Here is a 26,466-nt window from a genome sequence, read left to right on the forward strand (position 1 = left end):
GGAACCAGAAAGTAGGCCGTAGCGAGCCATAGCGAGTTACGGCGGTGCGCAAATTGCCGTAACTCGCTATGGCTCGCTACGGCCTACATAATGGCGTATAGGAAAATGTGCTGTTGCCACAATGCTTTACAGCGCTGCAGTTTGCTGCGTCGCAATGATTTTCATCAGGCCACCACGTCAGCCCGAGGCCTGACGGCCAGCGGCTCACCATTACCGTTGGAATATCGATTTCATCGACAGGCCTAAGCGGAGCGCAGTTCCGGCATTTTTGTTTGCCGGAACTGCACTGCACCGATGATCTAAACCGCTTGCAGCGGTTCCATTTCCTTGGCCAATCGCTTTCGTGCAACGTGCAATCGGCGCTTGATCGTTCCGACCGGCGCTTCAAACTCGTTGCTCATTTCCAAAAGCGACTTGCTTTGCAAATAGAACGCCGTCAAGGTTTCTTGATCCATCGCACCCAGGCGACCCAAGTGAACTCGGATCGTCGCAGCTTGCTCTCGATCTTCCGCTTCGGTTTCCGGCGAACCGGTTGCCAAGCAGGTTGCTTCGAGCGTTTCAGGATCGCACGCCAATGCGTTTCGATTTCGCGTGATGCGGTTCAGTGCCATGCGATGCACGATTTGACGCAACCATCCGCCGAATGCTTCGGGCACTCGCAGTTGGTCGATCTTTTGCATCGCTTGGATGAACACATCTTGCGTCAATTCGTCGGCCTCGTCGGCGTTACGAACTCGGCGCATCGCCAGCATGAAGATCGTTGATCGATATCGCTCGAACAACAAACCAAATGCTTCGCGATCACCCGACTGTGCCGCGCGAACAAGTTCGCCAACGGTTCGCTCCTTGGTTAAAAGTGCTGCGTTGTCCAGGATCGTGTTTTCAGTGAAATTCATTTTGTTTTCCTCCGCTTCCTTTGCGGACGCAGCACCAGTTTTCTGGTACGACGCTTGCCAGGATTCTGGCGAATCGTTCGCTGACCGAAAAATCGGCAAGCTTGAATTCGCTAGGGGCGTGTGATGATCGTTGGGGGATGGTTCGCATCCAACAAATCTGCCGAAGTCGCTTAGCGGAATGATTACTGACAAAGCAGTGGACATTCACTGGCGGCCTGGGCCAACAAGTTGGATGATGAGTTCGCGAGGGGAAGAAACAGACGGTTGAACCAGAGCCGTTTGGATCTGGATCATTCGCCCGAAGCTGTTAGCGGTTTGGCTTTCAGCAAGCAGCGCGGTTGCGCTGATTCTCCGGCAGTTGCGAACTTGTCAGACAACTAACCAGCATCGGTTTATGCTGGTGCCGTAGGACCGGTAACGAACAGGTCGTTACCGTCAACACGGCGGTTGTCCGCGTGGGAGCATGGCTCCCCCAACTTCTGTGCAAATCTGATATTTGCATCGCCTGCAGCGAATCATTGCCAAAGAGACAATTGCCGAGAGCCTGATAGCCAACTGCGACTGCCAACGACACGACGGCTTCGATTTCGCGGACGATGGTGCTGACCACGTTGCGAGCGATGACGGCGATAGGTTGTTCAATACGCATTGGAAGACTCCGGTAACGTTGCCCGTTCAGATCCTATTCTCTTGCGAGCGGACCCGGCCGAGCACGTGGCTGCGGTGTACAGAGTGAAATCAGTACTGCGGAAAACAGTACGGAGGAAAAATCATGGTGACGAACGATTCGTTACGATGACGTCGTTAGTATACCAACGATCAGTCCGAAAACGAATTGCTTTTTTGGGCGAATCGTTTCCCGACAATCGGTGACAAAACCAAACCGACGTGAACGCCCGCGAACTTTCATCGACACTGTAGACGCATCGCCAATGTGAAGGTTCGCGCGAAAGGGAGAAAAAGATGGCAAAGCTTTCCAGTTCTCGCGGGTCTTTCAGCCAGACAGTTATGTTTCCGCGGCTATTGGTGTCCGGGATGGTCGATTTGGTGCTGCCGCCGGCTTGCCGATTTTGCGAAGGCCCGCTGGATGGCCTGCCGATCATTGACAGCGATCGAGATTCCGAACCCCCGCAGCAGGGCGAACCGTTGCAGTATTTCTGCCGCGACTGCTACCGCCGCTTATCCGTCAGCGAGCCGATGATGCGTCAGGCGTGTACTCGCTGTGGAATGCCACCGGCGGGCATATTGCCGGCAAAAACTGACTCCGACCTCAATTCCCAGGATCTCAGTTCCCAGGATTCAGGTTGCCAGAACTGTCGCGATGAAGAATTCGACTTTGATGCGGTCATCGCTTTGTGGATGTACCGCGGTCAGGTGTGTGATGCGATTGTTGCTGCGAAATTTGCTTACAACACGCCGCTGGCCAACGCATTGGGACAGCAACTTGGTCGCAGGCTTTCTGTCGAATTGAAAGATAACCTTCCATCGGAGGTCACATTTGTGCCGTCACACCTGTTTCGCCAAGTTTCCAGAGGCGGGATTGGAACTCGAGCGATGGCGGAGGCGGTCGCTTCTGAATTAAAAATCCCGCTAACACGGCGGTTGAAGGCGACTCGACCGATCGCCAAGCAGGCTTGGCTGGATGATGATGACCGAAAACAGAATGTTCACGGTGCGTTCGCAGCCAGAAAAAGCTATGCTTTCGCCCGACCACCCAACCTGGACGACCGGCATATTCTGGTGGTGGACGATGTGCTGACCACCGGCGCGACGGCTGGTGAGGTGGCACGGGTCTTGAAAGACGCCGGTGCCGGTCGTGTAACGTTTGCGGTGGTTTCCCGGGCGGTTCGGACCCGCTGATGCGGCGGGAAAGCTAGATTGACAACTCCAAGAATTGACCCAAGTTTTGAACAACGATATGCAACCCGATTCGACAGCGGACCTTCCTCCTAAAGGCCCGCCCAAGAAATCTCGATCCAATTTTCGCCGGGCGATCCTGCGCGGACTCGGCGTCGTTCTTCCGCCTTTGCTGACGATCGTGGTGCTGATCTGGGCTTGGAACACGATCGAAAGCTACGTGCTGCGGCCCATTGAATCAGGCGTTCGGCACGCGGTCGTTTGGTATGTCGAGGACATTAAAGAAGAGGTTCCCAAGACAGCGTTGCCACTGGAAAGCGGCGAAAAGAGACTCAACGGCTTTACGTTCAAAGGCGATCGCTATACGCCTGACCCGACCGGCCGGCGTTGGTTTCCCCAGTACGTCAAAAAGCTGGTCGATGAACGAGCCGAATACTTTGGTCCCTACGCACCGCCGCCCGCGACCGCTTCCGCATACTGGCATCGCTATGTGGAACTGGAATACATGCCGCGCAGCATTGTCGTGCCTGTGTTCCTGCTTATTTTTACAACGGTGCTGTATTTCCTGGGCCGAATGTTCACGTTCGGGATCGGCCACTGGCTTGTTCACACCTTCGACCAAGCCATTTTGCGGATTCCAATCGTCAACAAAGTCTACGGCGGCGTTAAACAGGTCACCGACTTTGCGTTTAGCGAGCGGGAAATTGAATTCAACCGCGTCGTCGCAATTCAGTATCCTCGCGAAGGCATTTGGTCGCTTGGATTTGTCACCGGCAACAGCATGGCGGGAATTTCCGAGGCCACCGGCGAACCGATGCTGAGCGTCCTGATGGCGACCAGCCCGATGCCGATGACCGGGTTCACCGTCACAATTCGCCGCAGCGAAGCGATCGACTTGGATATCACCATCGACGAAGCGATCCAGTTCATCGTCAGTTGCGGGGTCGTCATCCCCAAAAGCCAGCAGATCGACACGGTCGTCAACGCAAACGTCTTGGTTGAAAAGCAAAAATTGGCCGCCAAATCACCATGATCGCAGCTTTCCACGTTTATCTTTACGGTCCCGACGGTGGGCCTTTGCCGGTCAGCTTTGAAGACGCCGCCGCGCGATTACAAGAACTGCCAAAACTTGGTTTCGAGTGGGATGGATCGTTCGTGTGGGCGAAAGACCGCGGCGAGCAAAAGGTGTTTGGAATGATGTACGACGCCGCCGGTTCGATTCAATACTGTGAATTGCAGGGTCAATGCGATCTGCAAACCTGGCAGACCGTCTGCCAAACCATCATCGGTGCGAAAACGCTTTTCGGGCCCGATCAGGCCCCGTTGCTCAAGCTGATGCGATTGCCAGAATCCGAATGGCAAGATTTTCAAAGCTTTGAAAGTTTGATTTGGCAGCCTGAGCAGAATTAAAACGATCCTACAGCATCGTTTGTTTTCGCGGAAAACTTCTTTCCAAAGCGTTTTACCGCGTTTTCCATAAGGTTTCGAGCGTTTTCGGCACACCGGATCCTGTCGGCTGTATCGATTGGCACACTGATTGCATTAACCAACAATCATCGAAGTCACGACCGTTTGGCCAGAGACCGCGAAACTTTTCCCTCAACGATTTCCGGGAAACGCACTCAGGCATGACACTCTTATCAGGAAGATCGAATCATGTTGACCTATGCCACTGAATCAACCGTCGCACAAATGACAACCGACACTCAAAATGAGACACTTCCGTCGGACGTCGAAATCATGCGTCGCGTCAATGCAATCCGCAGCAATTGGACCATGAGCGAAAAATTGCAACGTCGTCGTGCCGCTGAAGAGCGTTTCGAGAATCTGATCGATGCTCTCTGCCTTGCCGAAGCCGCGTAGTACTGGAGATCTATTCACGAATCGCGAGGATTGCAAATTGCAAGATGAACATTGCAATTTGCACATTGCCCGCGAGAAGCGAAGCCCCGGAACTTTCAATTTGCAATGTTCATCTTGCAATTTGCAATTTCGGAACGAATGGTATTGGAACTATTTCCGACATCGCCAGCGCACCGCCTCACCCCTCGTCGTCGATCCCGTCACCTCCAACCGGATCGGCATCAATGTCCTCGCCAGCGATTTCGTCACGGTAACGACATGCCTCTAAGAAAGATTCCAACAACACTAGCGCTGCAACAGCGTCTAGTCGGTCTTTCTTTTTCTTGCGACTGTAGCCCGCCGACGCAATGCGTCGGTTTGCATCCGCGGTCGTGAACCGTTCGTCAAACAACCGCGTCGGTAAGCCGGTTGCTTCATGCAACCATTTGGCAAACTCACGACACTCAGCACTCTTTTGACTCTCGCCGCCGTCCAAGTGAATCGGCAGTCCGACCACAAAGCCAGCAAGCTTTTCTAGCTTTGCAAGTTGGCGGTAATAGTCGCCATCATCTTGCCAATCCTTCGCTGGATGAATTTCAAGCGGACTGGCCAAGATCCAATCAGGATCACAAACCGCGATCCCAATTCTGACCGAACCAAAATCAATCGCGGCAATGCGCCCGGAGGATGGAAAGGGATCATTCAAGATTTTGGATTGGGTAAACAGGTTGATCACTCCACCAATCATTCAATGGACTCGCATTCAATGGACTCGGTGAAAGATCGGAGGAGCGATCCACGGTAGCTTTATCGTTAAGCTATGCAACGAAGTCCCTTGTTTCCATCCCACGCTTTTTAGGAACTGTCACGAAACAAGTTCCGTATTTGGCAAAATCTTTTGTAGCTGGGCCCGCCAGGGTTCAGTCGGGTACAGATCAACGCCGTGAAGGGTTTCTAAACCGTTTAACCGCGTGGGCCGGAAGCTGGCCTGATGAAAATCGTTGCAACGCAGCAAATTGGGCAAGCTGCACCATGGCCGACAACACAAACTGCAGCGCTGCGAAACACAGTGGCAACGGCACATTTCCCTGATCGCCAGCACGTAGGCCGTAGCGAGCCATAGCGAGTTACGGCAATCTGCGCAACGCCGTAACTCGCTTTGGCTCGCTACGGCCTACTTTCAAGGGTCGTGACAAGTTGACAACGTCGCATTTTCATCAGCCCAGGCATCGCCCCGCGCGTTCGGTGCCGCACGACGCGCGGGGCGATGCCCAACGCGGTTAAACGAATTAAAAACCCTTCACGGCGTTGGCTGTCGCCGTGCGCGGCGATTCACCTTTTACAACAATGCTGCCCCAACCTTCGCGACCAGCGGGGCTAGATTTTGTGCTGCGTTTTCTAGGTTGTTGGCGCGGCGGCCGGTTAAGCCTTGGTTTCGTAAATTGGCGACGTCGCGCGATAGGCGTTGCCATGCGTCAACCAAGTCATTCGCATCTCGCGACAACAAACGCATGTCCGTTTGGTCGTACAGTCCGGCATGTAACCGCTTGGAAGCTTCGTGGAAATCGTCGGCAGCCCGAGTGATCGAACGCCGGAATCCTGCTGGTGTGAAATACTGTTCGTAACGATCAATGTCCGCCTTGAAATACTCTGCCGATCCTTCCAACGAAGCTGCGATCCCGACCAGCTCGTCGGCTCGAACCGGCGCAGGACCAGGCGATTGCACTCGTAACGTTCGCCGCATCTTGGCACAGTTCCGGTCAATCGCTTCGACTAGACGGTCGTTGATTCGGCTGATCTGTCCGGTGGTTTCTCGTATCGATAACCATGCACGATCGTATTGAACAAAATGCTCTCGCAATTCCGCTGTTCCCGAACCGACGCGAATCGCATCTTCTAGGTGTTTGACTTCGTCATACATCGATCGCGTTCCCTGTTCCATTCGCTCTCGCGTATTGCGGTCCAGCGACGTCAGAGTTCGCAGCGTTAATTGGTCCATCAATTCGGACGAATCTCGTTTTAGACTGGCGACGGTCATCGACAAATCTCTGGTGTTCGTCGGCGGTCGCATCCATAGCAGGGCGTAGGTTTCTTCGCCGCATTGGGCGATACGATCGAGTCGCCGGTTTAAATACGGGTTGCCAAGTTCGCTGATCGGAGCACTGTATTGTCCCCAGCGAGTCGCAAAGTCGCTGAACCGTGTCGTCATCTCTTCGTATGAAATCAGTTCCACGTCATCAGCCGTTCGGAGTAATTCTTGACGCAGCAGACGACCATCGTGTGCCCAGCGATGAGCGTTTCGTCTTGGCAAATTCGCCGCGTCGAAGTCATCCAGCAGCGACTGCATGTACGTTGCCGCGATGATCATCTGGTCATGCAATGCGTGTCGATCCATTTGCGGTGGCACGCCCATTTGGTTTCCCATCCTGGAAACAAAACGATCGCAAGCTCGAACGCGAGATTGCATTTCAGGCGTCAGGCTGCCAGCCGATCGCAATTGAAACGAGAGCGTCCGCCACTGCGAATCGAAAGCCGAGTAGCGGTCAATGATCGGGTCAAAACCGTTCTGACCATCGCAAGCCCGAAGCACTGCGGATGCTTGGTTGGAAATTTGATAGACAGCGGGCAAGATCGGTCGGATTTCGGAATGAGACCTCGCGTGGGGCTGCAGGTCAGTGATGAGGAATCCGATCTCTTCGTTAAAACTGGAAAGCGTTTGTGCAAAGTCCGCGAGTTGACGGTTGCCAACGTTGATCTGCCCTGGCTGTCTAGGCAGAGGAACAGCGTTAGGGGAAGGTTGCGGAACGGGACGCCGCCGTGCCTGCGAACGCTCCAACTGCTTCGCTCGCTCTTTTTGCATCTGAGCTTCGGCAACCGTGCGGAACAGATCCTCGATCAGGCTTCCTCGCTGCGCCACCGCCGCGACGGTCGGCATGCACACGGAAATGATCAACGCATAGACAACAACACTCGGTCGTAAACTCATCAGACAACTTCTTGAAAAGACGGCGACAATTAGAACCCAGTCATGCTACCCGATTGCATCGATCGCTGTTGTCAGGACAAGTTGCGTTGCTTCGACTTGTCGTTGCACTCGTTTGGTTTGGGTCAGTTGATGGTGAGCGACTTTGACCAGCGTTTTTCCCTTGACGGTTTTAGCGACAGCAATGAAAACCAACCCGTCAAATCCTTCGGGTGCGTTTGGACCGAGATGCCCGGTGATCGAAACCGCGATCGTTGCTTCGGGAGTTTGCGACAGCGCACCAGCGGCCATTTGGTGAGCGACTGGTGCGGAAACAGCCGTCAAGGCCTGCATCGTTTCGCCGTCAACGCCAAGCCATGACTGTTTGGTTGCTTCGCGATAAGTGACCGCCGAACCGCAGAACACGTCGGACACGCCAGGAACCTGTGCAAGTTCGGACGCCACCATCCCTCCGGTACAGCTTTCCGCAAAAACAATTTTTCCATTGGATTGTTTGAGGGCGTCGATTAACTCGGTTGCTTCTTGCATTGGAAGGTTTCGCTGGAAAGTTTCTGTAAATGAAGCAACGCTACCACTGTTATCCAATGTCGCCGCGATCGCCTGTGACGGCAGCGGCAATGTCGGCGGCGAAGCACTCGATCAACGTTGATTGGTTGGCGCTGCGATCGACCTCGCGAAGTGCTCGTAAGCTGCGGTCCAAGCGATTCAATGTTTGGGATCCTGTCATTCCTTCGCTAGCCTCTTGCCGCATTTTCGATCGATAGTGCTGAACGCAAATCGCAAACACATCTCGCATCGCCGAACGACGCTTGCTGGCTTCTTTGCCGGCACCATCGACGTACTTGCTGATCAAACGCGACAGTGAAATCGGGTCGGGATGATTGGCTGAAAGTTGGTTCGTGACCGCGGTCCGCAATTCGTTGCCGTCACCAGCAAGCAGACGCGCCGCCGCGGTAATGTCGCCACCGGACACATCCATCGCGGCTGCGATCGCTTGGTCATCGGCGGTCACTTCGCGTTCTTGACGCAGCAGTTTTGCCGCGTCTTCGTTAGACAACGGCCCCAGCCGTAGGATTTGGCAGCGAGATCGGATCGTTGGCAGTTGTTTCTGTTCGCTGGTCCCGATCAGGATCACGATCGCGCCCGACGGTGGTTCTTCGAGCGTTTTGAGCAAACAGTTTGCGCCTTCTTCGTTTAGAAAGTCGGCGTCTTCCAAAATGGCAACTTTGCGATCGCTTTGCATTGGGCGAAGTCGGATGTCGCGGCAGAAACCTTCTTGCATGCGAGCGTCAGGTGGACCGATCAACAATTCCAGCGGGATCAAAGACTTGTTTGCTGGTTTGGCGACGCGAATCAAATCGGGGTGTGATCCGGCGACGACTTGTTGGCAAGATTCGCAAACACCGCAGGGTTTCATGTCGGCCATGTCGCTGCGCGAACAAAGGATCGTGCGTGCGAGAAGGTTTGCGACCGTCCGCTTGCCGATTCCCGGCGATCCCACGATCAGGAAGCTGCCGCCAAGCCGTCCGCTGCGCATCGCGGATGAAAACCATCGCTCGATTTTCTGATGCCCGATCAGGGTGGACCAATCAATCATGATCGAACCTGCATTGGGCGTGTCGATCAACTCGCAAGACTAAATCCATAGCTTCAGCCTCCCGTCCAACGCACCGGGCAAGCCTTTTTTGACAAACTTTTTGACCTGCACGTCGGTGTAACGAGTGCTGAGGTGCGACGCGATGATCAGTTCATTCTTGAAACGGTCCGCACGAGCTTTGATGTCGTCCAAGTGCATGTGGCCGTGCTTGTGAATCTTTTCTTTGCGATGTTCCGGTGCCACGAATGTCATTTCACTGATCAGTACTCGCGATTCGTAAAAGACTTCGTTCTCGTCTAAACCCTTGGGGTTGGTATCGCCAGTGTAGGCGACGACGGGCACTTTGGTTTCGGTCGTGACTTCGGTTCCGGCGATTTTTAGGTCGCGGATTTCATGGCCCTGCAAGTCGGTGAATTCTGGTTTCAGTTTGTGGCGGCGTTGATGGATCACGAAACCGACTGAATCGATCGTGTGCTTGGTGGGCAATGCGGTGACGACGTATTCGCGGCTGAGGTCATGTTGGTCACCGGGTTTCAGTCCGACCAATTCGCAGGGCATTGCACCTCGGTCCAAGCGGCGGAACATTTGCAACATGTCCCACGCCATATCCACAGCGGTATCGGGCATGTAGATCACTGGCGGATCCATTTTCATCATGCGACGTCGAGACACATACGCCGGCAGTGCGGCGATGTGATCGAGGTGCGCGTGCGAGATAAACATGGTTGGCGTGCCCATGAAATCCCAAGGCTGGACGCCACAATCAAACAAGACTTTTAGTTCATTGATGCGCCAACAAGTTTGAACGGCGGCGCGACTGTATCCTTCGATGGTTAAACCATCGTGGACGTGCGAGAGAATCGGAACATTTTCAACCATGCGGCAGAGCTTAACAGAGCGAGCGAAAAGTTTGGATCGGTGACCTACTGAGGCATTCCGGCGGCACCGAACTCTTCGTCTGTCCCGTAGTTATCGACCTCGTTGACACTCAGGTCGTTGCTGTAGTTCGCTGTTCGGACGACATAGATATCGCCCGCGGTTCCTTCCTCAACAGCGGCACCGTGGTGGCGAGTCAGTTCCAGCGTTGCCAAGAACCATCCGATCACGGCTGATTTGTGCAGCCCGCCTTCGACCAAATCGAACAGCGGCACTTTTTCGTCGATCTTTAGCCGCGTGTGTATTCGTTTCATATAAACATGGATCGGCGTGTCGTCGTAGATCACTTCGGTCTGCGGCGGACCACTGGATTCTCGCATGATTCGACCGAACGCACTGACCAAATCCCATATTTCCAGGTCCACGATCGGCTGGTCACCCGGATCGACTCGGCGGCTGGGCAAATCGTCGCTCATCCGTTCGTAACGCGATTGCCATTGGCCACCCATTTCGTCCAGCACGGCTGCTGCGTCGCGAATCTCTTTGTATTGCAGCAGCCTTTCGACCAATTCGGATTGCGGGTCGTCGATCGCTTCTTCTTCGGTGTCGTCGACAATCTTGGGCAGAACGGCCTGGCTTTTCAGTTCCAACAGGGTGCTGGCAAGGTCGATGAAATCGGCAACCCCGGTCAAATCGAGCTCTTTTAACAGCTCCATTGCGTCCATGTATTGGTCCACAACTTTGGACAACGGCATCTCCCGCAGGTCCACTTCGTGCTTGCGGACCAGGTAAAGCAGCAGGTCGAGCGGACCTCGGTAGGCTGGCAGTTCGATCCGAAACGACATGAAATGGCGAACCTAGGAGGAAAAAGATGCGTCGTGACGCCAATGGGAACGTAGAAATGGCGTCAGCCCTTGTTCTGACGACACCTCAAAATTATCATGCTCCGCCCCGAAGACTTTACCAACCCCAATTTAAGCTTTTCAGCCACCGCCATGTCAAATTCCACGCAGCGACACGTCATCTCGGCTTTAGTCCAGAACGTGCCCGGTGTGCTTGCCCATATCTCGGGCATGCTGGCTTCTCGCGGTTTCAATATAGACTCGCTTGCAGTCGGCGAAACCGAAGATTCCCATCTTTCTCGGATGACCTTTGTCGTCGTCGGCGACAATGGTGTGTTGGAACAAGTCCGCAAGCAGCTCGAAAAAATCGTCACCGTCGTCAAGGTTTTGGACGTCAGCAGCCAGGATTTCGTCGAACGAGACCTGTTGTTGGTCAAAATCCAAGCTCCCGCCGGCAACGCTCGCAGCGAAGTTCGCGAATTGGTTGACATTTTCCGCGGCAGGATCGTCGATGTCGGTCCTGACGAAATCATGATCGAAATGAGCGGCCGCGAAAACAAAGTTCAAGCGTTCATTGAACGGATGCGACCGTACGGAATCACCGAATTAGTTCGCACCGGACGAATTGCGATGGTCCGTAGCGAAGATTTGTCGGATGTCACCATGTCACGTGCTTCTCGGAAGTTCGTGGCGAACTCATAGAAACTTAATTTCACTCTCAACACCCCTTTTGGCCCCCAGAAAAATTCGGCTATGGCTGCAACAATTTACTACGAAAACGACGCGGACCTTTCGCACCTCAAAGGCAAAACGGTTGCCATTTTGGGGTACGGATCGCAAGGTCACGCTCAAGCACAAAACCTTCGCGACAGTGGTTGCGATGTGATCATCGGCCAACGCGAAGGGTCCGCAAACTACGACCTGGCCGTGTCGCACGATTTCAAGCCAGTGTCAATCGCCGAGGCCACCAAGGCAGCCGACGTGGTCAACTTGTTGCTGCCCGACGAAGTCCAAGCTGACCTGTTCACCAACGAAATTCGTGACAACTTGTCGCCTGGCAACGTGTTGATGTGCAGCCACGGTTTCAACATTCACTTTGGCCAAATCACACCACCCAAGGGAATCGACGCGTTGTTGGTTGCTCCGAAAGGCCCCGGCCACTTGGTTCGCAGCGAATACGTCAAAGGCGGCGGCGTGCCTTGCTTGATCGCACTCGGCGAAGGTGCTTCCGAAGCGACCAAGCAAATCGGATTGGCTTACGCTAAGGGTGTCGGCGGAACACGTGCCGGCGTCATCGAAACCTCGTTTGAAGAAGAAACCGAAACCGATTTGTTCGGCGAACAAGCCGTTCTGTGCGGTGGCGTCAGCGAACTGGTCAAGGCCGGATACGAAACGCTGGTCGAAGCGGGTTATCAGCCTGAAATGGCGTACTTTGAGTGCATGCACGAACTGAAACTGATCGTGGATTTGCTGTACGAAGGCGGTTTGTCTTACATGCGTTACAGTATCAGTAACACAGCCGAGTATGGTGATTACGTGACCGGGCCGCGTATCATCACAGCCGAAACGAAGGCTGAAATGAAGAAGGTGCTCAACGAAATCCAAAACGGCGAATTCGCTCGCAAGTGGATTTCAGAAAACCGAGCTGGTGCACCGTTCTTTAAGACGACTCAACGTCGCGAACGAAATCACGGCGTCGAACAAATCGGCATCAGCCTCCGCCGAATGATGACCTGGATCGACGAAAAAGAAGTTTGATCCTGGGTTGCGGCAGTTTCAGTGAGCCGCTGGCCGTAAGGCCTCGGGCTTGACGCGGAATAACGCATCGTAGCCCGGCCGCTTACGCGTCGCGGCTCACTTAGGAACATAGTCGCCTTTCGCTCCGCGAAAGCAGCGGATTCGCTACTTTCGCGGAGCGAAAGGCGACACTCAAAATATCGTGACGCCCTCGGCACGGTTCTTCCGTCTTCTTCGGTACTCACTGGTTTACATTCATGAAATCTCCACTGCCGCCAGTCTCTGAAATCACCGCGTTGCAAATCGAGACGGTCGAGCGATGGCATCGCGAGCCGATCGCGAATCCGTATGACGATGGGTTCAAGCAACTTGTTTGCAAGCAGCATGAATTTAATTATCGGTTGTGGCACGAAGAGGACACCGCTCGCAGCCCGTCGGCGGGTGACACGGAAATCGCCAACGTCAAACGTGCGATTGACGGGTTCAATCAAGCTCGCAACGACATGATCGAAAAGCTTGATGATGCGATCACGGCGATGATCGACCAGCCCAACACCGATGCACCGATCAATACGGAAACGCCCGGTTCAGCGATCGATCGATTGTCGATTATGTCGCTGCGTTTGTACCACTACCGCGAACAAGCCGATCGCGACGGGATCGATGCGGAACAAAAGCAGAAAGTGCTGGACCGAATCGCATTGTGCGAACAACAGCACGCTGACCTTTCCAAATCGCTGCAAGAATTGATCGACGACGTCTTTGCGGGACGAAAACAACATCGCACGTATCGTCAAATGAAGATGTACAACGATCCAACGCTGAATCCAGCGATCTACAACGCCGGCAAGTAGTCGATGTCGCCTTTCGCTCGTTGCCAACGATTCGATTCCACTAGTAGGCCGTAGCGAGTAAAGCGAGTTACGGCAGACAGGCGCGGCGCGGATTGCCGGAACTGCGTCGAAGACTCCTTGTTCCGGCCTACCTACACTTTGCGGTTTTCTTTGTAGGCCGTAGCGAGTGAAGCGAGTTACGGCAGGCAGTCTAGGCGCGGATTGCCGGAACTGCGTCGAAGACTCCTTGTTCCGGCCTACCTGCACTTTGCGGTTTTCTTTGTAGGCCGTAGCGAGTAAAGCGAGTTACGGCAGCGAGTCTGTGCGCGGATTGCCGGAACTGCGTCGAAGACTCCTTGTTCCGGCCTACCTGCCCTTTGCGGTGTTCTTTGTAGGCCGTAGCGAGTAAAGCGAGTTACGGCAGACAGTCTGGGCGCGGATTGCCGGAACTGCGTCGAAGACTCCTTGTTCCGGCCTACCTGCACTTTGCGGTTTTCTTTGTAGGCCGTAGCGAGTGAAGCGAGTTACGGCAGGCAGGCGCGGCGCGGATTGCCGGAACTGCGTCGAAGACTCCTTGTTCCGGCCTACCTGCACTTCGCCGTGTTCTTTGTAGGCCGTAGCGAGTAAAGCGAGTTACGGCAGGCAGTCTGTGCGCGGATTGCCGGAACTGCGTCGAAGTCTCCTTGTTCCGGCCTACCTACACTTTGCGGTTTTCTTTGTAGGCCGTAGCGAGTAAAGCGAGTTACGGCAGAGAGTCTGGGCGCGGATTGCCGGAACTGCGTCGAAGACTCCTTGTTCCGGCCTACCTACACTTTGCGGTTTTCTTAGTAGGCCGTAGCGAGTAAAGCGAGTTACGGCAGCGAGTCTAGGCGCGTATTGCCGGAACTGCGTCGAAGACTCCTTGTTCCGGCCTACCTGCACTTTGCGGTGTTCTTTGTAGGCCGTAGCGAGTAAAGCGAGTTACGGCAGCGATGCAGAAACTACCCGCCGCCAACGGCGATCAGGCTTAGCTGATTCTTTAGCGATTCAACTTCACCGTACCAAGTCCCGTAATGCGTTTCGCCTGCGTCTTGCCAGCGGATGGTCATTTCAGACGAAGGGCACAGCACTCGATCGAGAGCTTCGATGGCGTCCGGTATCAAACCGCGCAGCGCGATCTCGATGTCTTCTTGGTCAGCCACCCAGACGCGAGCCGCTTCGGGCATCCCGGACCTTGGTTCACTCAAGATTGAATGGATCATCTCGGAAGTGCAAACGACACCGATGCTGGCCAGAAAACTGAGCTCTTCTTGGTCCGTTAAGTCGAGGCAATGACGAAAGAACGCCAACGGTTCGGATTCATACAAATCCTCCAACCAATCAAGCGCAATGTCGTCCTCGAACGTTCGATGTCCCCAACTACTCATGGCGCGACTTCTAGTTCCACCACCAACGATCTGATTTCGACGCGAGCTTGGCATCGGTCTTTTCGCTGATCGAATCATCAACGCGTTGCTTTTCAACGACTTCAAACGCATTGATATCGACACCACCTGACGCGGTCACGATCCATCCTTTGCGACCGCGGATGAAACTGCATTGTGGTGCAACACTGCGAGGAACTTCGTAGGACGCCAATTTCACGGGACTGTCATCGCCCTTCAAAACGGATAGATCCAAGCCGGCTTTCTGAGCCAAACCTTCCTGGCGAATCAGTGTCGCCAAAACGGTCATGTCCATCACGTTTTGCAGTTCGCCAAAGATCGGCATTTGGACACTAAGCTTGTCCAGGTTGCTGTTCATCCTGTCGGCCCAAGCCTGAGCCAGTTTGTCTTGTTTGCCTGAACCTTTGGCCGCACCGTTTTGGTCAATCAAATCCTGTTCAGTCATCGTCTTGATGCGATTGCCGGACATTTTCCAAGCCATGCCATCTTCGCTGCGAGTCAGTTCCTCGTAATCGCATGCCATCCACCAACGTGGGTTCTGACCGGCACCGTGGGCGGCGTTGCGACTCATGGCGATGTAACTGGGTAAATCGTCGACGCCTGAACGGGTCAGTCCCATGGCGACTCGTTTCATTTCAAAGTCGGCCGCGACCATGGTGCGAGCGTAACGGCTATCGGTTGGCACGCCGGTCAGGTGAATCATTTGCGGGCCAAACGCCAACTTCATCGACTCTTCCATCGCAGCCGGGTTTTGACCGGGGCGAAGCTTGACGCCGCGCAGCAACTGTTGCAGCTTGCGACGTCCTTCGGGTGTGGGTTCAATCGAGCAACTGATGCCTTCGGCGGACGCTTGTTCCAGACCTCGCATCGCGACTGCCAGATCCGCTAACCGCATCGTTGGATGTCCAGAAACGGCACCAACGACGCTGCCATCTTCGCGAACGGTCCAAGGTTCAGCCGGGCCGCCGATCACGATGTCGTTGTTTTCTGAATCGACCAAAACGTACTCGACGCGTTGCAGCCCAGCCAAGAATGCAATTTCCGCTGGCAACGGTTTACCCGCGGCGGCCGTGATCGCGTTCTGCAAACCGCTTAGCGAGATCATTCGCATCTCGTCAGCTTGCTGCAGGTCGCCGCCGATCGCGTCCATCTGTGCTCGCAGCATTTCGGCGAGCTCTCGTTTCTCTTCGACATTGGCGTCTCGCACGATGCCGGAACCGTCAATGATCACACCCCCAACGGCTCGTTGATTACCACCACCCAGCAAGCCTGCATGGACGGAAACAGCCAAGCCAAGAATGCACAGTGAAGCACAAACAACCAGGCGAACGAACGGACGAAGTGAAAAGCGAAGGGAATCCATTGAATTGGATCTCCGGGGGGGCGAAGGCGAAAGAGCGTCGGCCACAATGACCTGGTCCAAGCGAAGTGTTAGGATAATTGGCACCGTGAACCACGGCAACCGAAGAAATCTTGGCCGATGCTCACCGATTTCGGTGTATTTCCACTCAAACCAGCGATTCCCGCCTTGTCCGCCTACCTGATCCTACGCTCGGCCGGTCGATGGAGTGACGTTTTCCGCCTCGCTCCCCCCGGCGTGGGAAATGTTTCAGGCAACAAGTCAGGCGACGGAGTCGGCGAGGCCGTGCTGGGACGTTCTTCGTCAAATCAGATTGTGTTGCAAAGCGAACGTGCGAGTCGCCGGCATGCAAGGATCTTTTGGAATAGCGGCGATCGCGACGGCGAGGGTTCCGGTTGGATGATTGAAGATCTGGGCAGCCGAAACGGTACCACGGTCAACGGAAAGCAGATCGATTCGCCAGTCCTGCTTTCTGATCCATCGACGATCGAACTGGCGGGTTTCTCAATCACGTTTTCGCATCGAATCGATGTTGGCGGAATCGACAGTGACGGTAAGCGGGTCAGTGCCGATGCATCGGCGACCAGCGACGATCTTACATCCGAATTTGACGCCTCAGCGATTACTGACCGGCGCGCCGAGAGTCGATACCTGGACGTGGCCGATGGAAACACGCACGGTCAGGCCTCGCAAACCAGCGGGCGATTGCTAAGTCTCGCATTCGCACTGGCTCGCGCCGCCGATTTTGATCAAGTGATCGAACGGACTCTCGAAGCGATCGACGACCACCGACAAATCGACACCGCAGGCGTTTACGCGATCCGCGAAGCCGATCATGCGAATCTGGAAAGCGAACTGCCATTGGTCGGAACCCGGCAACATGGTCCGCGCAGTTATCGCCGGGCCCCCGAATCGTTGATCGCGATTGTTTCGGCCGATGGAGGACAAGCGACGCTCGCTCGCAATGTTTTAGGCGATTCGAACCTGGCGACTGAAAACAGTCGTGGCGAAATCGAAGTCGAAAGCTTGATCCTGGCTCCCGTCCGCAGTTCCGACGGAAAACTGATCGGACTGATCCACCTGACCACCACCGCCGAGCAGCCACCGCTCAACAGTGACGACCTGGAATTCATCGTCGCGGTTGCTCAGATACTGTCCGAATCGCTTCGCGGCGTTCACCAACGCAGCGAACTGAATTCGTCGCTAAAACAAAGTCGTCGAAAAGTAGAACTGCTGCAGCAACAAGTCGGGCAGAACAACCGCATGATCGGCCGCAGTGCAGTCATGGTCGAAGTCGCCAACAAGATCAAACTTGCCGCTCCGACGTCAGCGACAGTTTTGGTGCGGGGCGAGTCGGGTGTCGGGAAAGAATTGGTTGCATCGGCGATTCACCACGCCAGTGATCGCAGCGAAGGTCCGTTGGTCTGCCTGAATTGCGCCGCCTTGTCACCAACTTTGCTGGAAAGCGAACTCTTTGGCCACGAAAAAGGAGCCTTCACGGGTGCGACGGATAAGAAAACCGGCAAATTCGAGGCAGCGGACACCGGCACGTTGATGCTGGATGAGATCGGCGAAATGAGTGCTGATATTCAAGCCAAGTTTTTACGTGTCTTGGAAGGCCATGCGTTTGAGAGAGTTGGTGGTAACAAGTCGATCAAGGTAGACGTGCGAGTCGTCGCGGCAACCAACCGCGACCTGCAAGCGATGGTCGCCGAAGGCAAGTTTCGTCAGGATTTATTCTACCGCCTCAATGTCGTTGAAATCGTCGTTCCACCGCTTCGCAGTCGTCCGGAAGACGTCATGCTGCTGGCCAAGTTCTTTCTGGATCGGTTCAAGAAAGAAACGGGGCGAAAGATCGACGGCTTCACCGATCAGGCTCGCAATCAACTGACCGCCTATCATTGGCCCGGCAACGTCCGCGAGTTAAAAAACGTGATCGAACGCGCCGTGGTTCTCAACACGACCAACTCCGTTGATTCCCAACACCTAATGCTTACTGCAACATCCAACCCAAGTTCTTCGCCTGACGCATCGACATCGGCAACCGGTACAATGACAATTGCTGAACTGGAACAAAGTCATATCGAACAGGTGCTGCGACAAACCGGTGGCAATAAAAGTCAGGCGGCGAAGGTATTGGGCATCGAACGAAGTACTCTGGATCGAAAACTAAAACGCTGGGCAAACCAGTAGATTTAACAAAAGCTAATAGTCGATGAAAAACGTTTTCCTGTTGTTGCTGATCACTTTCGCCACTGTTGGTTGCGATCGCTCTAATTCATCAACCGCCACGGTTGAACCGGTAGCTGTCGTTGAATCAATCAAAGCTGTCGATTCTGAAAAGCAGACGGTTCCCGTTGAGCCGCAAGAATCCGCCGCACCCGCGATTCGAATTCTTGCTTGGAACATTGAATCCGAAGGAGCGAACATTGACGTGATTGCGGACGAATTGCTTGCGATGGATCGATACGACTTGTACGGATTTACCGAAGTGCGACCTCAAGAATGGGGCGCGATCAAAGATGCGCTCGGTGATGGATTTGTGTTTTGGTACAGCAAGACTGGCTACAACGACCGGACGGCTTACGCGATTAGCAAAGAACGTTTTGAAGTCATCAAGAAGTATGAACTGGGGAAATTCGGCGACATCGTCATCAACCCAGGCAACTATCGGTCGCCTCATGTTTACGAATTAAGAGATCGACAAACGGACATCAAGTTTGCGACCGTGCTGAACCATCTGGCTCGCGGCAAGGCGGAAATTCGGCAAAAGCAAGCCGAAGGACTCCGCCAGTGGGCCGCTTCGATGACGCTGCCGGTGATCGCGATCGGCGACTACAACTTTGACTACGTCTTTGAAACAGAAAAGGGAAATCCGGCGTTCGATATTTTTATGTCAGACGACACGTTTGTCTGGGTTAAACCTGAACCGCTGATTGATTCAAACTGGTTCGATGGAAACGGTGACGGCGAAGACGATTATCCCGGTTCCATTTTGGACTTCGCTTTTGTTGCCGGTGAAGCAAAGCGATGGAACCCAATCTCGAAGGTGATCGTACGCGAAGGCGACTTCCCCGACGATGATCAAACGAGTGATCACCGCCCGATTGAATTGGTCATCACGCCAACCGAATGAATTGGGGCGTGGGGCAACCCCAACGTAGGCCGGAACAAGCTTTGCGCAGTTCCGGCAATTGCATGGGACTGCATTGGATTGCCGGAACTGCGCAAAGCTTGTTCCGGCCTACATCATTTCTACTAAACCACCGGTCCTGCGGCGATGATTTCGTCGGTTGCGCCGGATTCAAATTGCTTGAAATTTTGGTGAAACAGATCAGCCAAGCGACGGGCACTCATGTCGTAAGCTTCGCCATCGGACCATGCTTCGCGAGGCCATAACACTTTGCTGTCCACGTTTGGGCAAGCCGTTGGAACCTGCAAGCCAAAAAACGGATCTATTTGTGTGGGCTGCTGATCTAACGAACCATCGTGAATCGCGTCGATGATTGCTCGTGTTGCCTTCAAGCTCATGCGTTTGCCAATTCCATACGCACCGCCAGTCCAGCCGGTGTTGACCAACCACACGCGGCTGTCGTGTTGCCGGATTAACTTAGCCAACAACTCGGCATACTTGGTTGGATGCCACATCAAGAACGCGGCTCCGAAGCAGGCACTAAACGTTGCCGTCGGTTCGACGATATTCATTTCCGTGCCCGCCGTCTTTGCCGTGTAGCCACTGATGAAGTGATACATTGCCTGTTCGGGCGACAGTTTGGAAACCGGAGGCAGCACGCCGAACGCGTCACAGGTCAAAAAGATGATGTTCGATGGATGACCACCAACGCAGGGAATCTTCGCGTTTTCGACGAATTCAATCGGATAGGCGACTCGAGTATTTTCAGTAATCGATGTGTCGTCGTAGTTTACAACGTGCGTCTTTTCGTCAAAGACAACATTTTCGAGTACCGCACCATAACGAATCGCACTGAAGATTTCTGGCTCCGTTTCTTTGCTCAAGTGAATCGCCTTGGCGTAGCATCCACCTTCGATATTGAAGACGCCGTTGTCGGTCCAGCAATGTTCATCGTCACCGATCAATTGTCGGCGTGGGTCCGCCGACAGCGTTGTTTTTCCTGTACCGGATAGTCCAAAGAACAGCGACACGTCATCATCGGCGGACGTGTTCGCACTGCAGTGCATACTCAAGATGCCTTGTTTTGGCATCAGGTAATTCATCACCGTGAAGACACCCTTCTTCATCTCGCCGGCGTACTGAGTCCCAAGGATGACAAACTCGCCGCTTTCGATCGACAAATCGATACTGGTCGTACTGGTCATTTGCGACGTGTACGGGTTTGCCGGAAAGGCACCTGCGTTGTAAATCACGATGTCGGGTTCGCCGAAATCTGCGAGCTGTTCATCGTCGGGCCGGATCAGCATGTTGTGCATGAACAATGCGTGATAAGCACTTTCAGCAATCACGCGGATCTTGAGCTGCGAATCCGGATCCCAACCCGCGTAGCCGTCGAAAACAAAAATCTGATCGCGTGTGTTTAGGTAATCGACCGCGCGTTGACGATTGATCGCGAACGATCGATCGGTCAGCCGCATGTTGATGTCGCCCCACCAAATATCGTCGCTAGAATCGGGATGATCGACGATTCGTTTGTCCTTTGGGCTGCGACCCGTTTTGTCGCCGCTACGAGTCGCCAGCGCACCCGATGCTGCGATCACCGCATCACCGTTGACGATCGCAAACTCGTAAAGCCGAGCAGGCGTGGCATTATGGATCACGTCGTCAACGTGCAAGCCATAACCGGACAAATCAATCGGATTGACGCTCATCAATGTTTCTCGTCGTAAGGATGGTGGGAGGAAGAATGGTGGGGAGGAAATTCAGTGCTGTCGCTTCGTAGCTGATCCCGCCAGGGGGCAGGTCCAACGCCGTGAAGGGTTTCTAAATTGTTTAACCGCGTGGGCATCGCCCCGCGCGTTTCGTTCCGCGCGTTTCGTTCCGCGCGTTTCGTTCAGCGTGGACGCGCGGGGCGATGCCCAACGCGGCTAAACGAGCTAACACGTGTTTTCTGCGACCAAAACTCTTCACGGCGTTGGGGGCAAGTCCCTTGATCGGCCAACGCTCAACTGAACCCTGGCGGGATCAGCTACGAGCAAGCCGTAGGCGATTTCCAAGGTTGTTGTTTGGAACAACTTCTAAGCAGAAGGCGGGATTAGAGCATCTTTGGTTTTGATGTGCGATGCAGCACAGAAACAAAGCAGATCCCAGAATGCTCTATCGGCCCAAGAATTTTTCGAAGCCGCGTTCGAGTTGCTTTTGCAGGTAGTTTTCAGTCGTTTGCTGAATCGCCTTCGCACCCAATTCAGTCGCAACTCGGCTGACTCCGCTTGAATCGACGCTAGGGCGACTGATCGTCCCGTCGATGGGCAACGTAATCGATTGACCGGCCAACCCCTGCAGGTCTCGTCCCAGCCATCGCGAATCCAATGGCACTTGAGCAGTCAGGTTTAGCCGACCATCCATTGCCACTTGACCACTGGTAACAACGGATGCCCGATCGATGTTGAAATACATTCGATCATGACTGACGATCCCTTGGTTGACCGAAAAGTCGATCGTTTGCGCCGGCATGGTGATCAGGGTTTGGCCGGCCTTTGCATTGGTGGCACGACCGCCGACCAATGTCGCCAAAGATGACAATTGATTGATCCCGCCAAGAAGCTGATCGGCCAACGGACCCGCTGACATTTCGGCACCGCCGATGTCTAGCTGCCCCGAAACGCGAGTTTGGTTGGTGTTGTCGAATACGATGACCGCTTCACGAACTTGCGCTGAAAGCGTTCCTTTGACCTTTGCTGAATTTGCGACGACCGGTGCCAGGTATTTCAACCACCGCTCGGTCAGTTCCGGTGTCAGTTCGATGGAGTCCGCAATGACACCGGGTTCCAACTGCATCCAAGGTGATTCCGCGTTGTAGTACACCAAACCGGATGCACGGACAAAACCTTGTTTGATCGGAATCTTGGTTGGGATGACGCTGATCGTTTCTTGCGTCACTTCGATGGGCACACGCGTACTGCCGAACTGGACGCCAGCAACCTCGCCAGAATCCCATCCAAGATCAGCTTTGGCGTTTAATTCTAGCGGCGAGTTTTCGCGGAACGACTGTTTCAGGTCCACCGAAAAAGGAGTTTCGTGAACACCAGATAAATTGATCTCGGTACCGACCAGAGGCGTTATCAACTTTCCGACCTGATCCATCTTTAGACGAACCGGCCCGCCAAACTTGGCGAACATCGAATCGTCATCGTATTGAACTTCGCCGTCGATCGCCGCGGCGAACCAATCGCCAGCGATTTCCAAACCGTTGGCAACATAGGTTCCATCAGCAGCGTTGATGCGGACGGTTCCGCCTAGCTTTAAGTTCGGCTCGGACCAAACGATCCGTGTGGCTCGCTTGGCGGCACCGGGGGAACGCGACCTCGCAATGGTTCCGACATTTGCGACAGGTTTGACTAGCGAAAGATTCTGGCCATCGGTGGTCTGTGAAATTTCGATCCACGGACCATCTTTGGATACTTTGCATTCACCGCTGCAAACTCCCATCATGGCCCAATGACTTTCATTGAACGCGCGTGCGTCCGATTCAAAACTGACTTGCGTGATCGTCTGATTGCTTGCTTGGTTTTTAGCAAACGCTTTGGAAGTCACTCCTTGCAACCCCGGCAGATTCGCTTTCCATTGAATCGCAATTTCAACCTCATCGGCGTCAGCGCGACCTTGGGCCTGGGCATCCAAATCATCGCTTCGGATGGTTAGTTCATCTGCCAACAGCTTCATGTCCGGCAACGTCAATTCGCCGACCAGCGACATCGTCATTTCTTGCTGGCGGAAGATTCGATCCGAGTATGCGATCTGTGCTTCGCTGACTTTTGCATGAGCACGACTGAGTTTCAAAGAAGACGACGAAACCTCGGTTCGCGCCGAAGCCTCGAATTCACCGGAGGTTCGTCGAAGGTCAGCCGGCAACCAGGGCGATGCGATTTCGTAGAGCGTTTCCAATCGGCCAGATGATCGAATGCCAACCGGCATCGGAACGTCAAAGTCTGGGTTTTGTACCGATTGCAGCAATTCAGCCTTCACCATCAATGAATCTGCACCTCGTCGGCCGGTGTTGAAGGTTGCGACGGCTTGGCTAAGTGTTTGCAGAGTTTGGTTTCCCCATCGGCCAACCGCTTCGACTTCGCCGTTGATGGAATCGCGATTAAAACGTTGTCCGGTCGGAAGCGTGACCAGCAAATTTTCTGCGTCCCCGCTGCCGGTAAGTCGCCATTGTCCTGTGTTGGTTGCGTTCCAACGAATGTCGCCTTTGGCAATTCCAGACAATTGTGAATCACTCAAATCGACGATCGGCTGCAGCATGGCGAACAATCGGCCGAAGTCGATTTCGATGTCAGCGCTGCCGGTTTTCAGGTCGCCTTGTCCGATCGCTTTCCCGAACGAACTGCTCCACTGAAAACGTTCGGCGCGAACTCCTGATGACTTGCTGGCTACGATTCCGCTGATGTCGATCGGGTCGATCAAGACATCATTGGCACCCGAACTTGCTCGGATGACATCGCTGTGCAGCATCAATTCGCTGCGTTGGATATCGTTTGGTCCGCGCACTGGAAGCGATTTGACGCTGGCGATTGCGCGGCCGGACGCCAACCGAACTCCGTTGCGGATCGGCAGAATGCCCGGCAGTGACGCATGCAGTTTGGGTAGGTCCACCTCGACTTCCGCGACGCCATCAATCCCTTCCAACCAATGCAGTGGATTGTCAGCGGTACCGGTCCAAGAAAAATTTCTGGAAAACGCACCATCGATTGACGCTTTTCCGAAGTCGGTCGTCGCTACTAATCGCTTTCCAATCAGTCGAGTTTCGGTAAGCAACAAATCGCCATCAAGCGTTGCCAGCGAGTTCTTCCAAAGCAGCTTCGGTGTCGTCGCTTCATCGAAACGTTGACCGGACCCTGAATTATCGTTTGCGGTAAGGTTGCGGATCCGCAACTTACGAATCGACGCGCTGGTATCGTTGTCACGACCGCTGGACAAAACGATTTCACCCGTCGCGTCACCGGTGACCACGGTTGGAAACGCCGCTGCCGATTCAGGGAAACGTCGCCGCAGAATCGAAGCGACTGACAAAGGTAGCGATTCACTTTGCAGGCTGACTTGCCACTGCGACGAATCCATTTCGATGGAACCCTGCAGCGTTCCTCCGCTGCCACCTGCTTCGGTCAGCACGCCAGTGAACCCGGCAACGGTCCGAGCCAGCTGCTGGCCCGATTCTAGTTCAACGGCCGTCAAATCAATCTCAGAAGATGCCTGAGCGAGTTGCCAGATTTGTCCGGTAATGGAATCTTTGATCGTGGCGGTCACGTCAGTCAGTTCAATGTGTCCCGTCGTGATTTCGTCACTGCTTGGACCTTCCAGCAACCCAGCGATGTCGTCTTCGATACTGCAACGACCGTCGGTCACTTGGCATGCAAGTCGAACCCCGCGCACAATCACATGCTCCGTCGGTGATGCACCTCTGATTAAGTCCATCACGGTGACGTCAGCATCGATTCGTTCGACCAACAATTCAGTGGCACCACTTTGGCCACGCACTTGCAACTGTTTCAGACGAAGGGGCGTGACCCAACCAATCCGCATCGATTCAATTTGGCTATCAAGGCCATAGCCATCGATCGCTTGAGTGATCATGGATCGTCCGATCGACGAGTGACTGATCAGGCTGGGGCCGCCCAGGATCAGCAGCCCAATTAACGCCAGGACGGCGATTGAGACAACATTGCGTCGTCTGGACCTGCCTTGGCGTCGCCGGTGGGTTTGTTCGCGCAGGAATTGATCGCTGTCGGCGTGCGAATCTTGTTCTTTACTCAAGGGATCATCCTTGTCCGCACGCGTCATTGTCGAAGCATCGAGGCTGCCGCCACAACCGCCCCATTACATTGGGGGCTTAAAAGTCCTGGCGATAGTCTAGCGATTTAGCGGCATGCAACCCAAGGTTGATTTTGACAGTTCAAATCGCAGAAAAACAAGAAATCGCGACTTTTTTGTAGGCCGTGGCGAGGGTAGCGAGTTTCGGCAGCGATTCAGAAAACGCCGTAACTCGCTTCGCTGGCTACGGCCTACGACCAACACCACCAATCAACGATCACCTACTTTGTCAAACAAGCCTCTGCCCACAAACTTGGGTCATCCATCACGGGGTATTCTGGCCCCAACGACAAGGTTTGCCATCCAAGTTCGCGGTCAACGACCATGTAATACAGGCTGATCCGCGGCTGTTGCTTGGGCTCGAATCCGGTCAACGCGGTGGCCGGAATTAACCCGGACAATTCATACCCGTCATGCCGCGGCATTGCTGCGACCTTTAGTTGTCCGGCGGGGATCGCTTTGGGCAGGTTTTTGGCACGCGAAATTGGCACCATCGTGGTCACACATCGATCTCGTTGCGGTCCACCACCAGACGGCATGAACAAAAAGCGATGACAATACTGAGTCGCACGGTGAATGCCGGGACTGCATCGCGTATCGATCCACAAATGGAAACCGTCGCTGTCTTCGGGTCTGGAATCACGGCACCATGGCAATTGGCGTTTTCCGTTGACCAGCAAATGGACTCCGATTCCCTCGGTCGACCAAGCCATTCGCACATCGGCAAACACTGGCCGCCCAGCCAACCCGCCAAACGAAGGCAGGCGGCAGGAAGTGGGCAACTTTAGGCCCTTGGTTGACCAGCCAAGTTTCTGCTGTTTTAGATCGAGTTCAAATCGAAACAAAAACGTCGGATCAATGAGCTTTGATCCGACATCTTCTTTGGGAGTGCTAACGGAGCTCAAAGATAACCTGCGGGCGAATAGAACAACTGAAAGGAGAGATGTCGTCGGTGCCGGGTTAGCTTACGAAGAATCAAGCGTCGTTAATACCGGAGAACATCAAGCGAGTTACGGCGAAATTCGCGGCTCTGCCGTCACTCGCTTCACTCGTTACGGCCTACTTTTTGGAACTGTCCCGAAATAACTTCCCGGTTTTCCCGTAGCTGGGCCCGCCAGGGTTCAGACCATCAGGAGCTCTACCCGACGCCGTGAAGGGTTTTGGTCCCTAAAAATACGGGTTAGTTCGTTTAACCGCGTGGGCATCGCCCCGCGC

Annotated in this window: 22 protein-coding genes; 9 read left to right on the forward strand and 13 right to left on the reverse strand. The window is 54.3% G+C overall.

Features of this window, described 5'->3' with window-relative positions:
• Positions 1-299: 299 nt before the first annotated feature.
• Positions 300-896 (reverse strand): RNA polymerase sigma factor, encoded by a 597-nt coding sequence (locus RC85_RS17380; protein ID WP_068265147.1) that lies wholly within the window; start codon positions 894-896, stop codon positions 300-302.
• A 322-nt stretch (positions 897-1,218) separates the two neighbouring features.
• Complete coding sequence (locus tag RC85_RS17385) at positions 1,219-1,545, reverse strand: hypothetical protein (RefSeq protein ID WP_068265118.1); 327 nt, start codon at positions 1,543-1,545, stop codon at positions 1,219-1,221.
• A 314-nt stretch (positions 1,546-1,859) separates the two neighbouring features.
• On the opposite strand from RC85_RS17385, the gene RC85_RS17395 reads away from it, so the two are divergent.
• The 4 genes from RC85_RS17395 to RC85_RS17410 all read left to right on the forward strand — a co-directional run bounded on the left by RC85_RS17395 (position 1,860) and on the right by RC85_RS17410 (position 4,616).
• Positions 1,860-2,756: a ComF family protein gene (locus RC85_RS17395; RefSeq protein WP_084422780.1), complete on the forward strand. Its 897-nt coding sequence runs from the start codon at positions 1,860-1,862 to the stop codon at positions 2,754-2,756.
• A gap of 34 nt (positions 2,757-2,790) precedes the next feature.
• Positions 2,791-3,786 carry a DUF502 domain-containing protein gene (locus RC85_RS17400; RefSeq protein ID WP_238383148.1) on the forward strand — a complete coding sequence of 332 codons (996 nt, stop codon included), beginning with the start codon at positions 2,791-2,793 and terminating at the stop codon, positions 3,784-3,786.
• The gene (locus RC85_RS17405; protein ID WP_068265123.1) at positions 3,783-4,163 is read left to right on the forward strand and encodes a hypothetical protein; all 381 of its coding nucleotides are present in this window, start codon (positions 3,783-3,785) and stop codon (positions 4,161-4,163) included. Before RC85_RS17400 ends, RC85_RS17405 begins: the two co-directional genes overlap by 4 nt.
• Positions 4,164-4,409: 246 nt before the next feature.
• On the forward strand, positions 4,410-4,616 hold the full coding sequence (locus tag RC85_RS17410; protein WP_068265124.1) for a hypothetical protein: 207 nt from the start codon (positions 4,410-4,412) through the stop codon (positions 4,614-4,616).
• Between the two features lie 178 nt (positions 4,617-4,794).
• On the opposite strand, the gene ruvX is transcribed toward RC85_RS17410, so the two are convergent.
• The 6 genes from ruvX to RC85_RS17440 all read right to left on the reverse strand — a co-directional run bounded on the left by ruvX (position 4,795) and on the right by RC85_RS17440 (position 10,896).
• Positions 4,795-5,343 (reverse strand): Holliday junction resolvase RuvX, encoded by a 549-nt coding sequence (ruvX, locus tag RC85_RS17415; RefSeq protein WP_068265126.1) that lies wholly within the window; start codon positions 5,341-5,343, stop codon positions 4,795-4,797.
• 591 nt (positions 5,344-5,934) lie between these two features.
• On the reverse strand, positions 5,935-7,581 hold the full coding sequence (locus tag RC85_RS17420; RefSeq protein ID WP_068265127.1) for a hypothetical protein: 1,647 nt from the start codon (positions 7,579-7,581) through the stop codon (positions 5,935-5,937).
• A 45-nt stretch (positions 7,582-7,626) separates the two neighbouring features.
• Positions 7,627-8,106: a CinA family protein gene (locus RC85_RS17425; protein WP_068265129.1), complete on the reverse strand. Its 480-nt coding sequence runs from the start codon at positions 8,104-8,106 to the stop codon at positions 7,627-7,629.
• A gap of 49 nt (positions 8,107-8,155) precedes the next feature.
• On the reverse strand, positions 8,156-9,175 hold the full coding sequence (locus RC85_RS17430) for a DNA polymerase III subunit (RefSeq protein ID WP_068265151.1): 1,020 nt from the start codon (positions 9,173-9,175) through the stop codon (positions 8,156-8,158).
• Positions 9,176-9,214: 39 nt separating this feature from the next.
• Positions 9,215-10,054: an MBL fold metallo-hydrolase gene (locus RC85_RS17435; RefSeq protein WP_068265130.1), complete on the reverse strand. Its 840-nt coding sequence runs from the start codon at positions 10,052-10,054 to the stop codon at positions 9,215-9,217.
• 44 nt (positions 10,055-10,098) lie between these two features.
• Positions 10,099-10,896, reverse strand: coding sequence for a segregation and condensation protein A (locus RC85_RS17440; RefSeq protein WP_068265133.1), 798 nt, complete (start codon positions 10,894-10,896; stop codon positions 10,099-10,101).
• A 150-nt stretch (positions 10,897-11,046) separates the two neighbouring features.
• Between RC85_RS17440 and ilvN the strand changes: the two genes are divergently transcribed.
• The 3 genes from ilvN to RC85_RS17455 all read left to right on the forward strand — a co-directional run bounded on the left by ilvN (position 11,047) and on the right by RC85_RS17455 (position 13,484).
• Entirely contained in the window at positions 11,047-11,595 is a 549-nt protein-coding gene (gene ilvN / locus RC85_RS17445) for an acetolactate synthase small subunit (RefSeq protein ID WP_068265153.1), read from the forward strand.
• Positions 11,596-11,646: 51 nt separating this feature from the next.
• Complete coding sequence (gene ilvC, locus RC85_RS17450) at positions 11,647-12,651, forward strand: ketol-acid reductoisomerase (RefSeq protein WP_068265135.1); 1,005 nt, start codon at positions 11,647-11,649, stop codon at positions 12,649-12,651.
• A gap of 236 nt (positions 12,652-12,887) precedes the next feature.
• Positions 12,888-13,484, forward strand: coding sequence for a DUF4254 domain-containing protein (locus RC85_RS17455; protein ID WP_068265137.1), 597 nt, complete (start codon positions 12,888-12,890; stop codon positions 13,482-13,484).
• A gap of 959 nt (positions 13,485-14,443) precedes the next feature.
• Here RC85_RS17455 and RC85_RS17460 read toward each other — a convergent pair.
• Both RC85_RS17460 and RC85_RS17465 read right to left on the reverse strand, forming a co-directional pair.
• Positions 14,444-14,869, reverse strand: a complete 426-nt coding sequence (locus tag RC85_RS17460; protein ID WP_068265139.1) for a DUF4259 domain-containing protein — start codon at positions 14,867-14,869, stop codon at positions 14,444-14,446.
• Positions 14,870-14,879: 10 nt separating this feature from the next.
• A complete protein-coding gene (locus RC85_RS17465; RefSeq protein WP_068265141.1) occupies positions 14,880-16,250 on the reverse strand; it encodes a DUF1598 domain-containing protein in 1,371 nt (456 codons plus the stop codon).
• Positions 16,251-16,367: 117 nt separating this feature from the next.
• On the opposite strand from RC85_RS17465, the gene RC85_RS17470 reads away from it, so the two are divergent.
• Both RC85_RS17470 and RC85_RS17475 read left to right on the forward strand, forming a co-directional pair.
• Entirely contained in the window at positions 16,368-18,440 is a 2,073-nt protein-coding gene (locus RC85_RS17470; RefSeq protein ID WP_068265142.1) for a sigma 54-interacting transcriptional regulator, read from the forward strand.
• A gap of 22 nt (positions 18,441-18,462) precedes the next feature.
• The gene (locus RC85_RS17475; RefSeq protein ID WP_068265143.1) at positions 18,463-19,383 is read left to right on the forward strand and encodes an exonuclease/endonuclease/phosphatase family protein; all 921 of its coding nucleotides are present in this window, start codon (positions 18,463-18,465) and stop codon (positions 19,381-19,383) included.
• 122 nt (positions 19,384-19,505) lie between these two features.
• Here the strand turns inward: RC85_RS17475 and pckA are convergent, their stop codons facing one another.
• The 3 genes from pckA to RC85_RS17490 form a co-directional block, all read right to left on the reverse strand.
• Entirely contained in the window at positions 19,506-21,092 is a 1,587-nt protein-coding gene (pckA, locus tag RC85_RS17480; protein WP_068265145.1) for a phosphoenolpyruvate carboxykinase (ATP), read from the reverse strand.
• Between the two features lie 445 nt (positions 21,093-21,537).
• Positions 21,538-25,194, reverse strand: coding sequence for an AsmA family protein (locus RC85_RS17485; protein WP_149752603.1), 3,657 nt, complete (start codon positions 25,192-25,194; stop codon positions 21,538-21,540).
• 278 nt (positions 25,195-25,472) lie between these two features.
• Positions 25,473-26,156, reverse strand: a complete 684-nt coding sequence (locus RC85_RS17490) for a hypothetical protein (protein ID WP_235033174.1) — start codon at positions 26,154-26,156, stop codon at positions 25,473-25,475.
• Positions 26,157-26,466 lie beyond the last annotated feature (310 nt).

Source organism: Rubripirellula obstinata (assembly GCF_001642955.1).
Taxonomy (GTDB): Bacteria; Planctomycetota; Planctomycetia; order Pirellulales; family Pirellulaceae; genus Rubripirellula; species Rubripirellula obstinata.

Coding starts and splice junctions, on each gene's coding strand:
- RC85_RS17395 (WP_084422780.1), top strand. CDS start 1,860: ATGGCAAAGCTTTCCAGTTCTCGCGGGTCTTTCAGCCAGACAGTTATG.
- ruvX (WP_068265126.1), bottom strand. CDS start 5,343: ATGATTGGTGGAGTGATCAACCTGTTTACCCAATCCAAAATCTTGAAT.
- RC85_RS17455 (WP_068265137.1), top strand. CDS start 12,888: ATGAAATCTCCACTGCCGCCAGTCTCTGAAATCACCGCGTTGCAAATC.
- RC85_RS17425 (WP_068265129.1), bottom strand. CDS start 8,106: ATGCAAGAAGCAACCGAGTTAATCGACGCCCTCAAACAATCCAATGGA.
- ilvN (WP_068265153.1), top strand. CDS start 11,047: ATGTCAAATTCCACGCAGCGACACGTCATCTCGGCTTTAGTCCAGAAC.
- RC85_RS17405 (WP_068265123.1), top strand. CDS start 3,783: ATGATCGCAGCTTTCCACGTTTATCTTTACGGTCCCGACGGTGGGCCT.
- RC85_RS17460 (WP_068265139.1), bottom strand. CDS start 14,869: ATGAGTAGTTGGGGACATCGAACGTTCGAGGACGACATTGCGCTTGAT.
- ilvC (WP_068265135.1), top strand. CDS start 11,647: ATGGCTGCAACAATTTACTACGAAAACGACGCGGACCTTTCGCACCTC.
- RC85_RS17420 (WP_068265127.1), bottom strand. CDS start 7,581: ATGAGTTTACGACCGAGTGTTGTTGTCTATGCGTTGATCATTTCCGTG.
- RC85_RS17430 (WP_068265151.1), bottom strand. CDS start 9,175: ATGATTGATTGGTCCACCCTGATCGGGCATCAGAAAATCGAGCGATGG.
- RC85_RS17475 (WP_068265143.1), top strand. CDS start 18,463: ATGAAAAACGTTTTCCTGTTGTTGCTGATCACTTTCGCCACTGTTGGT.
- RC85_RS17410 (WP_068265124.1), top strand. CDS start 4,410: ATGTTGACCTATGCCACTGAATCAACCGTCGCACAAATGACAACCGAC.
- RC85_RS17465 (WP_068265141.1), bottom strand. CDS start 16,250: ATGGATTCCCTTCGCTTTTCACTTCGTCCGTTCGTTCGCCTGGTTGTT.
- RC85_RS17440 (WP_068265133.1), bottom strand. CDS start 10,896: ATGTCGTTTCGGATCGAACTGCCAGCCTACCGAGGTCCGCTCGACCTG.
- RC85_RS17385 (WP_068265118.1), bottom strand. CDS start 1,545: ATGCGTATTGAACAACCTATCGCCGTCATCGCTCGCAACGTGGTCAGC.
- RC85_RS17435 (WP_068265130.1), bottom strand. CDS start 10,054: ATGGTTGAAAATGTTCCGATTCTCTCGCACGTCCACGATGGTTTAACC.
- RC85_RS17380 (WP_068265147.1), bottom strand. CDS start 896: ATGAATTTCACTGAAAACACGATCCTGGACAACGCAGCACTTTTAACC.
- RC85_RS17470 (WP_068265142.1), top strand. CDS start 16,368: ATGCTCACCGATTTCGGTGTATTTCCACTCAAACCAGCGATTCCCGCC.
- pckA (WP_068265145.1), bottom strand. CDS start 21,092: ATGAGCGTCAATCCGATTGATTTGTCCGGTTATGGCTTGCACGTTGAC.